Annotated in this window: 8 protein-coding genes; all 8 read left to right on the top strand. The window is 73.5% G+C overall.

The annotated features are described in order from the left end of the window. Window positions 1–15: 15 nt before the first annotated feature. The 8 genes from ACIQPT_RS07920 (at window position 16) to ACIQPT_RS07885 (ending at window position 13,605) form a co-directional block, all read left to right on the top strand. The gene (locus tag ACIQPT_RS07920; RefSeq protein WP_401153693.1) at window positions 16–1,296 is read left to right on the top strand and encodes an ATP-grasp domain-containing protein; all 1,281 of its coding nucleotides are present in this window, start codon (window positions 16–18) and stop codon (window positions 1,294–1,296) included. Then, window positions 1,293–3,617 carry an ATP-grasp domain-containing protein gene (locus tag ACIQPT_RS07915; RefSeq protein ID WP_401153691.1) on the top strand — a complete coding sequence of 775 codons (2,325 nt, stop codon included), beginning with the start codon at window positions 1,293–1,295 and terminating at the stop codon, window positions 3,615–3,617. Before ACIQPT_RS07920 ends, ACIQPT_RS07915 begins: the two co-directional genes overlap by 4 nt. Then, window positions 3,614–5,608 (top strand): alpha/beta hydrolase family protein, encoded by a 1,995-nt coding sequence (locus tag ACIQPT_RS07910; RefSeq protein ID WP_401153690.1) that lies wholly within the window; start codon window positions 3,614–3,616, stop codon window positions 5,606–5,608. The genes ACIQPT_RS07915 and ACIQPT_RS07910 overlap by 4 nt, the downstream gene beginning before the upstream one ends. A 54-nt stretch (window positions 5,609–5,662) precedes the next feature. Further along, complete coding sequence (locus ACIQPT_RS07905; protein ID WP_401153688.1) at window positions 5,663–6,850, top strand: fatty acid desaturase family protein; 1,188 nt, start codon at window positions 5,663–5,665, stop codon at window positions 6,848–6,850. Further along, window positions 6,847–7,842 (top strand): proline dehydrogenase family protein, encoded by a 996-nt coding sequence (locus ACIQPT_RS07900; RefSeq protein WP_401153686.1) that lies wholly within the window; start codon window positions 6,847–6,849, stop codon window positions 7,840–7,842. Before ACIQPT_RS07905 ends, ACIQPT_RS07900 begins: the two co-directional genes overlap by 4 nt. Window positions 7,843–7,934: 92 nt before the next feature. Then, the gene (locus tag ACIQPT_RS07895) at window positions 7,935–9,065 is read left to right on the top strand and encodes an aminotransferase class V-fold PLP-dependent enzyme (RefSeq protein ID WP_401153685.1); all 1,131 of its coding nucleotides are present in this window, start codon (window positions 7,935–7,937) and stop codon (window positions 9,063–9,065) included. Next, window positions 9,062–12,415 (top strand): AMP-binding protein, encoded by a 3,354-nt coding sequence (locus ACIQPT_RS07890; protein ID WP_401153683.1) that lies wholly within the window; start codon window positions 9,062–9,064, stop codon window positions 12,413–12,415. Before ACIQPT_RS07895 ends, ACIQPT_RS07890 begins: the two co-directional genes overlap by 4 nt. Continuing rightward, the gene (locus tag ACIQPT_RS07885) at window positions 12,412–13,605 is read left to right on the top strand and encodes a cytochrome P450 (protein ID WP_401153681.1); all 1,194 of its coding nucleotides are present in this window, start codon (window positions 12,412–12,414) and stop codon (window positions 13,603–13,605) included. The genes ACIQPT_RS07890 and ACIQPT_RS07885 overlap by 4 nt, the downstream gene beginning before the upstream one ends. Window positions 13,606–13,654 lie beyond the last annotated feature (49 nt).

Here is a 13,654-nt window from a genome sequence, read left to right as displayed (position 1 = left end):
GCAAGGTGAAGAAACATGAGGAGCCCCGGAACACGCCCTGTGGCGGTGCTGGTTGACGCCTACACCACCGGAAATCATTTGCCTCCGGCATTTGCCAAATTGGGGGTGGATGTGGTGCATGTCCAGAGCAGCCCCGAGCTGATGACCTCGATGAAACTGCCCGATCTCTCCGCATACCGGGCGGCCGTGCCGTACGGCACCCCGGCCGAAACCGCCGCGCGGCTGGCGGAGTTCGCCCCGATCTGCGTGGTCGCCGGACAGGAACCCGGCGTACCGCTTGCCGACGAGCTCTCCGAACTGCTCGGGTTGCCAGGAAACGGAACAGCCCAGTCCGTCGCCCGCCGGGACAAGTACGAGATGATCGAGGCGCTGCGTCGCGCCGGCGTCCGCTGTGCCGAGCAGTTCAAGAGCGACGACGCCGAGGAGCTTGTCGCCTGGGCCGAGTCCCGCGGCTCATACCCCGTCGTCGTCAAGCCGATGTCCTCCGCCGCCAGCGACGGAGTCGCCATCTGCGCCGGTCCCGAAGAGGTCCGCAAGGCGGCCGAAGCCGTCCTCGGCACCGTCAACATCTTCCACGAGCGCAACGACGAAGTCCTGATCCAGTCCTTCCTCCAGGGCGAGGAGTACATGGTCGACTTCGTCTCGTACGGCGGGCAGCGGCACGCCTGCGGCATCTGGCAGTACCACAAGCGGCTCAAGGGCACCCACCGCATCTACGACCGCGACTCGATCACCCCACCCGACTCCGGCCCGGGGCCCGCGATCCTCGCGTACATGCACGAGGCGCTCGACGCCTTGGGCATCCAGTACGGCCCCACCCACGCCGAGGTCATCGTCACCCCCGAGGGTCCCACCCTCGTCGAGGTCGGGGCGCGGCTCAGCGGCGGACTGCTGCCCGACTTCCACGACATCTGCCTCGGCGGAAACCAGGCCGACGTCACCGCGCTCGCCTTCGCCCGGCCGCAGGAGTTCCTCGACCGGTACGCCGGCGGGACGTACCGCAAGCTGACCCACGCCACCTGGATCCTCGCCGCCACCGAACTCGACGGCGTGGTCGAGGCGATCGACGCCGACGTCGTCGCGGAGATCGAGGCCCTGCCGACGGTCCACACCTTCGTCCCCAAGTCGGGCCCCGGCAAGCGCCTCCGCCCGACCGTCGACCTGTACACCGCCACCTTCGCCGTGCACCTGTGCGACGCGTCGGCCGAGGCCGTGGAACGGGACTACGCGCGCATCCAGGAGCTCAAGGACCGCGTCTACCGCCTGCGCGACGACTCGGGGCGGGCCGCCGCATGACCACAGCGCCCCACCCCCGCGAACTGCTGCTCATCGGCGGCGGCGGCGAGATGACCCTCAGCGTCGACGTCGCCGTCCAGGCGCTGGAGCAGGCGCGCGCCCGCGGCCTGCGCACCCACGTCACCAACCGGGCCGACACCCTCGCCGCCACCCCGGCCGTCACCGCCGCCGCCGACACGGCCACCGCCGTCGACTTCGCCCGCCCCGGCGACACAGCCGACTGGGCGGCCGGGCGGGCCGCCGACGGGGAGCGCCCCGCCCTCGTCTTCGGCGTGCGCGAGATGGCCCAGGAGGCCGTCGCCGCCACCGCGCACGCCCTGGAACTGCCCGGCAACCCGCCCGCCGCCGTGCGCCGGATCCGTACCAAGGACGCCTGCCGGGCGGCACTGGCCGCCGCCGGATTCCGCCAGCCCGCCGTGCGGGTGTGCCGGGACGCGGCCGAGGCCCGCGCCTTCCTCGCCGCCACGGCGGGACCGTGGGTCGTCAAGCCGCGCGACGGCGCGGACAGCGCGGGCGTACGCAAGGTGACCGGACCGGAGGACCTGTCCGCCGCGCTCGACCAGCTTCCCGACCGTGCAGCGCCCTTCCTCGTCGAGGAGTTCGTCGAGGGCAGGGAATTCAGCGTCGAGGGCGTCTTCGCCGGCGGCGGCCCGCGCGTCCTGGCGGTCACCGCCAAGGAGAAGCTGCCGCCCCCGTACTTCGTCGAGATCGGGCACGTCCTGCCCGCCGACCTCCCCGAGGACACCCGCCGGGACATCGAGGACACCGTCACCGCCGCGCTCACCGCCCTGGAACTTCGCTTCGGCCTGTTCCACGTCGAGCTGTGGCTCACCGGCGAGGGCATCGTCCTCGGCGAGGTGCACGTTCGGGTCGGCGGCGGCTGGATCCACCGGATGCTGCCCCACGTCCGGCCCGGTCTGGAGCTGTACGGAACCGTCTACGACGACGCGCTCGGCCTGCCCGTCGACCTCCCCGAACGGCTGCCTGCCCCCGAACGGGCCGCCGCCGCACGCTACTTCGCGCCGCCGGCGGGCCGGGTGACCGCCATCGACGGCTGGGACGCGGTCCGGGCGCACCCCGCCGTGCTCCACGCCGAACTGCGCGTCGGACCCGGCGACGTCGTCCGCGACTTCCGCAGCGGCGGCGACCGGGTGGGTGCGGTGGTCGTCGGCTCGGCCACCCCGGCCGAGGCACGGGAACTCGCCCGCGAACTGGTCGCGTCGGTGCGCTTCACGGTCGAGCCGGTCGGGGAGGCCCGGTCGGCCGAGTCGGCCGAAGCGCCCGAGGTGTGCGTCAGCCTCGAACCCCGGCCGCTGACCAGCTCGTTCCGGATCTCCCACATGACCATCGAGACGGTCGACCACCTCCGGCTTCGGCTCCTGCACGACGGCCGGACCGTCGGCGAGGGCGAGATCACCGCCGACAGCGGCTACGGCCAGGACGGCCCGGCCATCGCCGCCGAGGCGGAGGCGCTCGCCCGCACCCTGGCCGGGAGCTGCGACGACGTTCACCACCGGGAGCACGGGTCCGATCCGGTCGCGCCGCTCCGCGCGGGCCTGGAGAAGGCAGCGGCCGACGGGGTCGGGGCGCCTGCCCGGATGCTCGTGGAGATGGCCTTCCTGGACCGCGCCGCCCGGCGGGCCGGCGTACCGGTGTGGCGGCTGCTCGGGCTGCCGGAGCCGGGACGCGTCCGGCTCCTGCACACCGTGCCCATCGGAGAGGACATCCCGCTCGACGGCCGACCGCTCAAGATCAAGCTGGGCGGCGCCGACGACGAGCAGATCCTGCGCTCGCTGCTCGGCGTCCCCGCACCGCTGATCCTCGACGCCAACCGGGGCTGGGACCGGCAGGACTGGGAGCGGCTGCGCCCCCTGCTCGCCGAACTGGCCCCCGCCGTCCTGGAGGATCCGGTGCGCGACCCGGCGCTGCTGCCCGCGATCCGCGCGGCGCTGCCCGGCACCGCGATCGTCCTCGACGAGGGCATCGCCTCCGCCGAGGACGCGGCGTTCGCCGTCGGCACGGCAGGCGGCCTCAACGTCAAACTGATGCGTTTCGGCGGGATCCTCCCCGCGCTCGACGCCCTCACGGACGCCACCGAGAGGGGCGCCGCCCGGATGCTGGGCTGCTTCCTGGAGCCGCCCCGGGCCATCGCGTACGCCGCCCAGCTCGCGGGCCTGTGCGACTGGTCCGACCTGGACGGCCACTTCTGGGTCGGCGACGACCGGCCCGTCCCCTCCTACGAGCTGGACAGCGACGCCCCGGGCATCCCTCGGATCGCGTACACCCCGGAGCCCGCCCGTGCGGAGGTGCTGCCGGCATGAGCGACCGCAAGAGGGTGCTCCCGTACGGGAGCTGGCCCTCCCCGATCGAGGCCGACGACGCCGCCCGGGGCGACGCCCTGCTGGAGTGGGTCGGCTTCCTCGGCGACGACGTCTGCTGGACCGAGGTGCTTCCCGAGGAGGACGGCCGCAGTGGTCTGATGCGGCGGACCGCCGACGGCGTCGAGGAAGTGCTGCCGCCGGGCTGGGACGTCCGCACCCGGGTCATCGAGTACGGCGGCCGGCCCTGGCTGGCGCTGTCCGGCCGGGCGGCGGACGGCCTGGTCTTCACGCACGGGCCCGACCAGCGCGTCCACCGCTGGCGGCCCGGCTCCGCACCCGTACCGCTGAGCCCTCCGGGTGAGTGGCCCGGTGCGCTGCGGTACGCGGACTTCGCCGTCCACGGCGACGAGGTCTGGTGCCTGCGCGAGACCGTGACGGACGACACCGCCCGCACCGCCCGACGCCACCTGGTGGCGATCCCGCTGGACGGCAGCGCGGCCGAAGATCCCTCCCGGGTCCGCGAACTGGCCGCCACCCACCACTTCATGACCGGCCCGCGCGTCGAGCCCGGCGGCGACCGGGTGGCCTGGCTCGGCTGGGACCATCCCGACATGCCGTGGGACACCACCCGGCTGATGGTCGCCGCCGTCCGCCCCGACGGCACGCTGGACACGCCCGTCGTCCGGATGGGCGGCGAGGGCGAGGCGGTGACCCAGGCGGACTGGGCCGCCGACGGCTCGGGCGCCCTGTACGCGGTCAGCGACCCGGACGGCTGGTGGAACGTCCACGCGGTCGACCGGGACGGCGGGATCCGGTCGCTCTGTCCCCGCCCGGAGGAGTTCGGCGAGGCGCTGTGGCGGATCGGCCTGCGCTGGTGCCTTCCGCTGCTGGACGGCACGCTCGCGGTGATCCACGGCGTCGGCGAGCGGCGCCTCGGCATCCTCGCGGCGGACGGGGGCCTCACCGATTTCGCGGACCCCGCCACGGAATGGCACTTCGCCGCGACCGACGGCCGCCGGATCGCCGCGGTGGCCTCCTCGCCCGGCCGTCGGCGCACCGTCGTCCTGGCGGACCCGGCCGACGGCAGCGTACGGACCGTCCGGGCCCCGTCGTCGGCGGGAGCGTCCCCGCGGTCCCCGTCGGCGGACGCACCCGCCTCGGCCGCACCCGCGACGGACGTCTACGCCACCACCCCGTACCGGCGCACCTACCGCGGCGCCGACGGCGAACCCGTCCACGCCCACGTGTACCCGCCCCACCACCCGGCGGTCACCGGGCCCGGCGACGAACTCCCGCCCTACCTGGTCTTCGCGCACGGCGGGCCGACCAGCCGCTCCCATCTGGTGCTCCACCAGGAGATCTCGTACTTCACCAGCCGGGGCATCGGCGTCCTGGACGTCCAGTACGGCGGCTCCACCGGATACGGCCGGGCCTACCGCGAACGGCTCCGCCACCGCTGGGGTCTGACCGACGTCCAGGACTGCGCCACCGCAGCCCGCGGTCTGATCGCCGAAGGTATCGCCGACCCGGACCGCATCGCGATCCGCGGCGGCAGCGCGGGCGGCTGGACGGCCGTGGCGTCCATCGCCGCCGAACCCGGGCTCTACCGGGCCGCCGCCGTCTACTACCCGGTGCTCGACCCGGTGAGCTGGCGCGAGGAGACCCACGACTTCGAATCCCGCTACCTCGACGGACTGATCGGCCCCTGGCCGGAGGCCGCCGACCGGTACGCGCGGCAGTCGCCGCTGCGCGAGGCCGACCGCATCCGCACCCCCTTCGTGCTCCTCCAGGGTCTCGACGACACGGTCTGCCCGCCCGCCCAGGCCGAACGCCTGCTCCGGCGGATCGGCCCCGACACGGTCCCGTACCGCTTTCTGACCTTCGAGGGCGAGGGGCACGGGTTCCGCCGCTCTGCCACCGTCGCCGACTCGCTGCGGGCGGAACTGCGCCTGTACGCCGACGCGCTGGGCTTCACACCCGCCCCCTCCTGAGCTCCCGCAACACCCTTCCCTCCCGACCTTCCCGTACCGAACGGAGGCTTCGTCATGTCCACATTCGAGCAGCTGAACTTCGACCGGCTCGCCCCGGACATCCGCAAGGAACTGCGTCATCTGCGCACCTTGGACAACCACCACGCACCGCTCGCGATCCTCTTCGAATACGCGCTGATCGCCGGCTGCGTGCTGCTGTGCACCCAGGTCTCGTACGTCTTCTATCCGGTGGCCCTGCTCGTCATCGGCTCCGTGCAGCGTTTCCTGGCCCACTTCCTGCACGAGTCCAGCCACAAGGTGTTCGCCCGGAACAGGACGCTGAACCTGGTCGGCGGCTCCCTGTTCTCCGGCTACCTCGTCTGGCACCTGTACGGGCCCTACCGCAGCTCCCACGTCGGCAACCACCACCGGAATCTGGGCGACGCCGTCAACGACCCGGACTACAGCTTCCACATCGAGTGCGGCCTCTACGACACCGAACGCTCCGACCGGCACTTCTTCCTCAAGGAGGTCGTCGCCTCCGCGCTGGGCCTGCGCACCGTCACATACCTCGGCTACATAGCCCGCGAGCGGGTCTTCTGCGACAGCTCACAGATCACGGTGTCCGTGCCCGTCCCGCTCCGCACCGAGCAGAAGGTGTTCGTCGCCCAGTGGGCCGCGATCTTCGGCGCCTGCGCCTGGTTCGGCGTGCTGCCCGAGCTGCTGCTGTTCTGGTTCGTCCCGCTGTTCACCACCAACGTGGCCATCGGCTGGCTCGCCGAGCTCTCCGAGCACTACCCGATGCCGGAGAGCGAGAACAAGCAGATCCTGCTGACCCGCAACCGGCACGGGATCCTCCTGGAGCGCTTCTTCCTCAGCCGCCACAACGACCGCTACCACCTGGTCCACCACATGAACGCCGGCATCCCGTTCTGGAACCTCGGCCGCGCGCACAAGGTGCTCCTCGGCGATCCCGGCTACGCCGCCTGGGACGGTCTGTGGGCAGGCGCGTTCACCCGGCCGCGGGACCGCCGCGACAAGGAGACCGTGATCAGTTACGCCGCCAAGTACCGCACCTGGCGACAGCTCGGCGGCGACCCGGCCGCGGCCGGGCCCAGCTTCGCCCAGCTCATGGTGGCCGCCGCCCGGTCCGGCGCTCCCGATCCGGCCGCCTCGGTCCTCGCCGAGGCCGGCCTGCCCACCGACGGTCACATCAGCCGCAACGCCTCCGGCGACGACGCAAAGGCCAAGGTCCTCTCATGAACACGGCACTCCCCGAGCACGCGCCCGTCTCCCGGCGCACCCTGCACGAGGCCGCCGGCCGCGGCCTGCGCATGCTGGCCGCCGACCCTCGGTGCCGCTCCGCTTTCACCTCCCCCGGATCGCTTCTCCAGGACCTCCTGTCGCCCGCCGCGCACCGGTACGTCCTCGCAGCCGACCGGGACGCCTTCCTCGACCACCTCGGGGTCCTGCGGGCCAAGTCGTACCGGATCGCTGTGGAGTTCGTCGGCGAGGAGGCCGCCGACCCCGCAGAGGTCCAGCGGGTCGTGGACGAGTACCTGGCGGTCCTCGCCCATGAACCGGTCCCCGAGCAGCTCGGCTTCGACCTCTCCAACGTGGGCCTCGCCCTCTCGCGGGAGCTCTGCGCGGCCAACACCGCGCGGATCACCGCGGCGGCGGCGGCCCGGGGCAGCGAGGTCGTCCTCAGCATGGAACGGGCGGCCGCCGTGGACGACGTTCTCGGGACCTACCGCGAGCTCGCCGCCGGTCACGCCAACCTCGGCGTCACCCTCCAGGCCTATCTGCACCGCACCGAGGCCGACCTCGACGCCGTTCCGGTCGCCGGCCGCCGGATCCGTCTGGTCAAGGGCGCCTTCGTCGCGCCCGCCGAGGTGGCCCTGGGGCGCGGCCCGGCCCTCGACGCCCGCTACCTGAAGCTCGCCGCCGCGCTGGTGGACCGGGGTGCCCGGCTCAGTCTGGCCACCCAGGACCCCGCGATCCTCGAGGCCGCCGCGGCGAGCGGGCTGCTGGACCGCGTCGAGGAGATCGAGATGCTCCACGGCGTACGCCCCGAACTGCTGCGCTCTTACCGCGAAGCGGGTCACGCCTGCCGCATCTACGCCACCTACGGCGAGAACTGGTGGCTGCATCTGCTGCACCGCCTCGCCGAGCACCCGCCGATGGTGCTCACCGCCCTGGCCGACATCGCCGAGCGCGGGCAGGCGGAGGGCCGCACCGTGGGCGCGGGCTACTAGCGGCCGGCCGGCCGGCCGTCCTTCCCGCACCCGTACCCCGACGCACCCGTACCCCGATCACGAAACCGAATCCAACGGAGCGAGCGCACAGCATGATTCACCTGAACACTGCCGGAGCGGGCCTGGTCCCCGCCGAGGTGCGGCGGACCATGGGCGAGGTCCTCGACCGCGAGGCGGCCACCGGCTGCTATGAGACCGAGAGTTTCTACGACGGCGTCGTCAACGACGAGGTCTACCGCCGGCTCGCCCGGATCCTCGACGCCCCGGTCGCCGACGTCGCCCTGTTCGACAGCGCCACCCGTGCCTGGTGTGCCGTCGTGCCCCGGCTGAACCTCGGCCCCGGCGACCGGGTCTGGGTCACGCCCTACGAGTACGCGGGCAACCTCATCTCCCTGTTCGACCTGCGCGACCGGACCGGCTGCACGATCGAGGTCGTCCCCCTTCGCCCGGGCGGCGACCTCGACCTCGACTGGATGGCCGCCCACATCACCGACGACGTCGCCCTCGTCTCCGTGACGCACATCCCGTCCGGCTGCGGCATCGTCAACCCGGTCGAGGAGATCGGCCGCCTGCTCGCCCCCTACCGCTGCTTCTACGCCGTCGACGCCTGCCAGTCGATCGGCCAGGCGCCCGTCAGCGCGGCCCGTATCGGCTGCCAGCTGCTCACCGGAGCGGGCCGCAAGTTCCTGCGCGGCCCGCGCGGCACCGCGTTCGCCTATGTCGCGCCCGAACTGCGGGCCGCCCTGCTGCCGGGCTTCCATGATCTGCACGTGGCCCACATCGACTCGGCCACGGGCTACCGGATCGACGACCGCAGCGCCCGCTCCCTGGAGCTGGCCGAGCGCAGCACCGCCGCCGTGGCCGGTCTCAACACGGCGCTCACCCTCTTCGAGGAGGGCACGCCGTTCGACCACGAAGATGTGTTCCAGGCCCTGCGGGCCGCGGTGACCGGCGCCCCGGGCGTCGAGCTCATCGCCCCCGGCGCGGAACAGTCCGGCATCCTCACCTTCCGCCACTTCGGCGTAGAGGCCGGGACGGTGATGGCCCGCCTCGCCGAGCGGCGGATCAATGTCTGGAAGATCGTCGGTCACCACACCCCGATCTATATGGCGGACCGCGGAGTGGATACCGCCGTGCGCGTCTCGGCCCACTACTACAACACCCCGGAGGAGATGGACGTCTTCGGGCGTGCCCTGCGTGAGGTTCTGGGGGCGGGGGCATGAGCGCGGCCACGGGGGTGATCACCGGTCGGGCGTCGGGCACGCGAACGGAGACCGGTGCGGGCAGGCCTGCGGAGCCCGGTGCGGGCGAGCGGGCGGAGACCCTGCACGGGACCGTTGCCCGGTGGGCGGCGAAGACCCCGGCGGCGACCGCCGTCGTGCACGGGGCGGGCCGGCTGAGCTACGCCGAGCTCGACCGCGCCGCCGGCATCCGGGCCGCTTCCCTCGCGCGGCGGGGCGTCGTCGCCGGCGACCTCGTCCCCGTCCTGCTGCCGCGCGGCGTGGAGCTGATCGTCTCGGTCCTCGCCGTCCTCAAGCTGGGTGCCGCCTATGCCCTGCTCGACCCCGCCTGGCCGGACGGGCGGATCCGGGAGGTCACCGGACAGCTCGGCGCGCGGCTGATCGTCACGGGGGACCCGGAGTGCGAGCGGTCGGGCCTGCCGGTCTGGTCGCCCACCGGCGGGGAGGCGTCCGCGCCGCCGGCCGCCGCCCCGGTCCCGGCCACGCGGCCGTCCGGTGGCGAGGTCTCCGCCGAGCCTCTGGTCCTGGCCGGTGGCGAGGTCTCCTCCGCCGCCCCGGCCTGCGTCTTCTTCACCTCCGGGACGACCGGCCGGCCGAAAGGCGTGCTGACCCCGCACCGGGCCACCGCGCGCCTGGTGCGCCCGGGTACCTTCGCCCGCTTCGGCACCGGCACCGTGATCCCGCTGGCCGCGGCGCTTCCCTGGGACGCGTTCTCGCTGGAGCTGTGGGGCGCCCTGCTCAGCGGCGGCACCTCCCTCGTCGTCGACGAGCCGTACCTGTCCGGCCAGGCCCTGCGCGAGGCGGTCGCCGTACACGGGACCGACACGGTGTGGCTCACCAGCAGCCTGCTCAACATGATCATGGACGAGGATCCGGACGCGTTCCGCGGGCTGGCCCAGGTGATGACCGGCGGCGAACGGCTGTCCGTCCCGCATGTGCGCGCCTTCGTCCGCCGCCACCCCGGGATCGCCCTGATCAACGGGTACGGGCCGGTCGAGAGCACCGTCTTCGCCACCACGCACCGCGTCACCGAGGCGGACTGCGATCTGCCCGGCGGCATCCCCGTCGGCCGCCCGGTGCCCGGCACCCGTATCCACGTCATCGCCGGCGAGATCTGCGTGGCGGGCGACGGGCTGGCCCTGCGCTATCTCGGCGAACCGGAGCTCACCGAGGCCAGGTTCCCCCGGGTGCGGGTCGACGGCGAGGAGGTCCGGGTCTACCGCACCGGCGACCTCGGCCGGCTGGACGAGGACGGCGTGCTGCACTACCGGGGGCGGGCCGACCGGCAGGTGAAGGTGCGCGGCCACCGCATCGAACCGGCAGAGGTGGAACGCCGGATCCAGGATCTGCTACCCGGGGTCCGCGACTGCCGGGTGGTGGCACGCCGCGACGGGGCGGGCCATGCGGAGGGCCTGGTGGCGTTCTGCGTGCCCGAGCGGCCGGGGGACCCGCTGAGCGGGGCCGCCGGGGCGCTGGCGGCGGAACTGGTCGCCTACCAGCGGCCGGACGCCGTGGTGGCGGTGGCCGGGTTCCCGCTGACCGCCCAGGGCAAGCTGGACGAGCGGGCCCTGCTGGACCTGCTGCCCCCGGGGACGGCCGACGGCGCGGCGGCGCACCCGGCCGTGACCGCCGCCGCGGTGTCCTCCGGCGGGGGAGCGGCGCTCGGCGCGTACGTCGAAGGGGCGTCGCCGGTCCACCGCGCCGCGGCCGTCTTCGCGGCGGTCCTGGGCCTGCCCGCCGTTCCGCTCGACACCTCCTTCACGGACCTCGGCGGCACGTCCCTGGCCGCGGGCCGTGTCTGCGCCCGGCTCGCCTCGGAACTGGGGCGGCCCGTCCCCCTGTCCCGGCTGTACGAGCATCCGACCGCCCGGGGCCTCGGCCAGTGGCTGGCGGAGGCACTGCCCGCCGCATCGGCCCCCGCACCGGCAGGGGGCGACATCCCGCTGACGCCCATGCAGACCGGCTATCTCACCAACCACCTCCTGAGCCCGCAGGACCGGTCCGCGCACTGCCTGCTGCTCTTCCGGATCGACGGCGACCTCGACCTGGACGCCCTCGACAGCGCCGTCGAGGCCGTGCACGACCGCCACGAAACTCTGCGGACGGCCTATGTGGCCGCACCGCACCCCGTGGCCCGCGCGGCGCACCTCCCCGCCCCGGTCCTGGAGGTCCTGGAGCCGGAACCGGACGCGGATCGTGCGGTCGAGGCACTCCGCACGATCCTGGGCGAACCCCTGGCCCTCGACGAGGGCGAGGTGTGGCGGACCGCGCTGGTCCCACTGGAGCCCGGCCGGGCCTGGGTGTTCGGCTGCGTGGTGCACCACATCGCTTTCGACGGATGGTCGGAGTCGGTGCTCGCCGCAGACCTGGCGGCGGGTTACAACGCCGCCTGCGCCGCCGCCGACGAAGCGTCCGGCGCACCGCTTCCGACCTCGGCGCTCTCCGTGGCCGCGACCGCGCGGCTGCGGGAGGAGCGCCTGGCGCATGCCGATGCGGAGCGCCAACGCGCCACGCTGCTCGATGAGCTGGCGAACGTACCGGAACTGGCTTGGCCGGACCGGTCCGACCCGGCTGACCGGGCGGCCCCGGCTGACCGGGCGAACCCGGCACCCCCAACGGCCCCGGCAGACCCCGCAGACCCGACGGCCCCGACGCTCCTGACGGACCGGGCGGCCCCCGCTGACAGCGGCCTCCCGTCCGCTCTGCGCATCGAGCGCCTGCTGGAGCCGGGAGCTCCGGCGCGTCTGGACGCCGCCGCCGCCCGGGCCGGCGTCACGCGGTACGCCGTCCTGCTGGCCTGCTACGCACAGGTGCTCGCCGAGCTCACGGGCCGGCGCGACTTCGCGGTCGGCGTTCCGGTGGCCCAGCGTTTCGACCCCCGCCTCGACGACGCGGTCGGCTGCCACATCGAGATGGCCTGCCTGCGACTTCGCGGTGCGGTCCTCGACGGCGGGCCGGCGGCGTCCGCCGAAGCGGGCCGTGTTCTCGACCGGGCCTTCGGGGCCCAGGACGTGTCCTTCCACGAGCTGGTCCGGCTGCTCAACCCCCCGCGCACCGGGCGGCCCCCGCTCTTCCAGACCCTGCTGGTGCTCCAGGACAACGCGATCCCCGACCTGCCCCTGACCGGACTCGGGACCACGCTGCTGCGCCCGCCCTACCTGGACATCCCGCTGGAGGTCCAGACCGAGTTCTGGCCGCTGCCCGACGGCCGGCTCCGGCTCGCCGTCAACTACCGCCCCGAGGTGGTCGGCCACGCCACCGCCCACGAGCTGGCCGAGCGGCTCGCCGGCCTCGTCCACACTCTGCCGTCGCACGAAGGAGACCTGTCATGAACGTCCTCGCCCCCGAGACCGTCAGCCTCGTCGAACCCGAGCTGTACGCGACCGGCGATCCCCACCCCGTCTGGCGGTGGATGCGCGACCACGACCCGGTCCGCCGCCACGAGGCGGGGGAGTACCCGGCGTTCTGGTCGGTCACCCGGTACGAGGACGTCCGCACCGTCTACCAGGACGCCAAGGTGTTCAGCTCGGCGCAGGGCATCCTGCTGCGTCCCCGGTCGCACGGCCGGGACCCGGGCGGCGGCCGCACCCTCGCCCTCACCGACCCGCCCCGTCACAAGGCCCTGCGGTCGCTGGTCGCCGACTGGTTCACCACCCGTTCGGTGCGGGCGCTGGAGGACGCGATGCGCGGGGCGGTGCGCCAGGTGGTGGCGCGCGCGGCCGGACTGGGCACGTGCGACTTCGTCACCGACGTGGCGGCGCGGCTGCCGCTCTATGTGATCTGCCGGCTGATGGGGGTGCCGGACCATGAGCAGGAGATGCTCTTCGCCCTCACCAGCAGGGCGTTCGGGGCGGGCGAACCGGAGGTCCGCAGCGTCGCGCACCAGGAGATCATGGCGTACTTCGTCGAGCTGATGTACCGGCGGATGGACCGGCCCGAGGACGACCTGGTCAGCGCGCTGGTCAACGGCGAGGTCGACGGGGAGCTGCTCACCGAGGAGGACATCCTCCTGAACTGCGACAACCTCCTGGTCGGCGGCACCGAGAACGTCCGTCTCGCGGTGGCCGGCGGGATGAAGACCTTCCTCGACCGGCCGGACGCGTGGGAGCGTTTGCGCGCGGACCGGGGGCTGATGCCGACGGCGGTGGAGGAAGTACTGCGCTGGACCTCCAGCGCGACCCACATCATGCGGACGGTGACCGAGCCGGTGATGCTGCGCGACCGCCCGCTGGAGGCGGGCGACCGCGTCGTGCTGTGGACCCCGTCGGCCAACCGGGACGAGCGGCACTTCGAGAACCCGGACCTGTTCGACATCGCCCGCCGCCCCAATCGTCACCTGGCGCTGGGTGCCGGAACGCACTTCTGCCTCGGGGCGATGATGACCCGCACCGAGATGCGGATCCTGTTCACGGAGCTGCTGGACTCGGTGAGCTCCATCGAACAGACGGGCCCCGCCGTGCCGTTGAGCTCGATCGTCGTGAACGGACTGGAGAGCCTTCCGGTGAGGATCACGGCGAAGTGAACCTCTACACCCTCATCGGCCTGACCGCCGCGGGCGCCCCGCGCCCGCC

Source organism: Streptomyces sp. NPDC091289, from assembly GCF_044757365.1.
Classification (GTDB): Bacteria; Actinomycetota; Actinomycetes; order Streptomycetales; family Streptomycetaceae; genus Streptomyces.
This window is presented reverse-complemented; position numbering and strand designations above follow the sequence as displayed.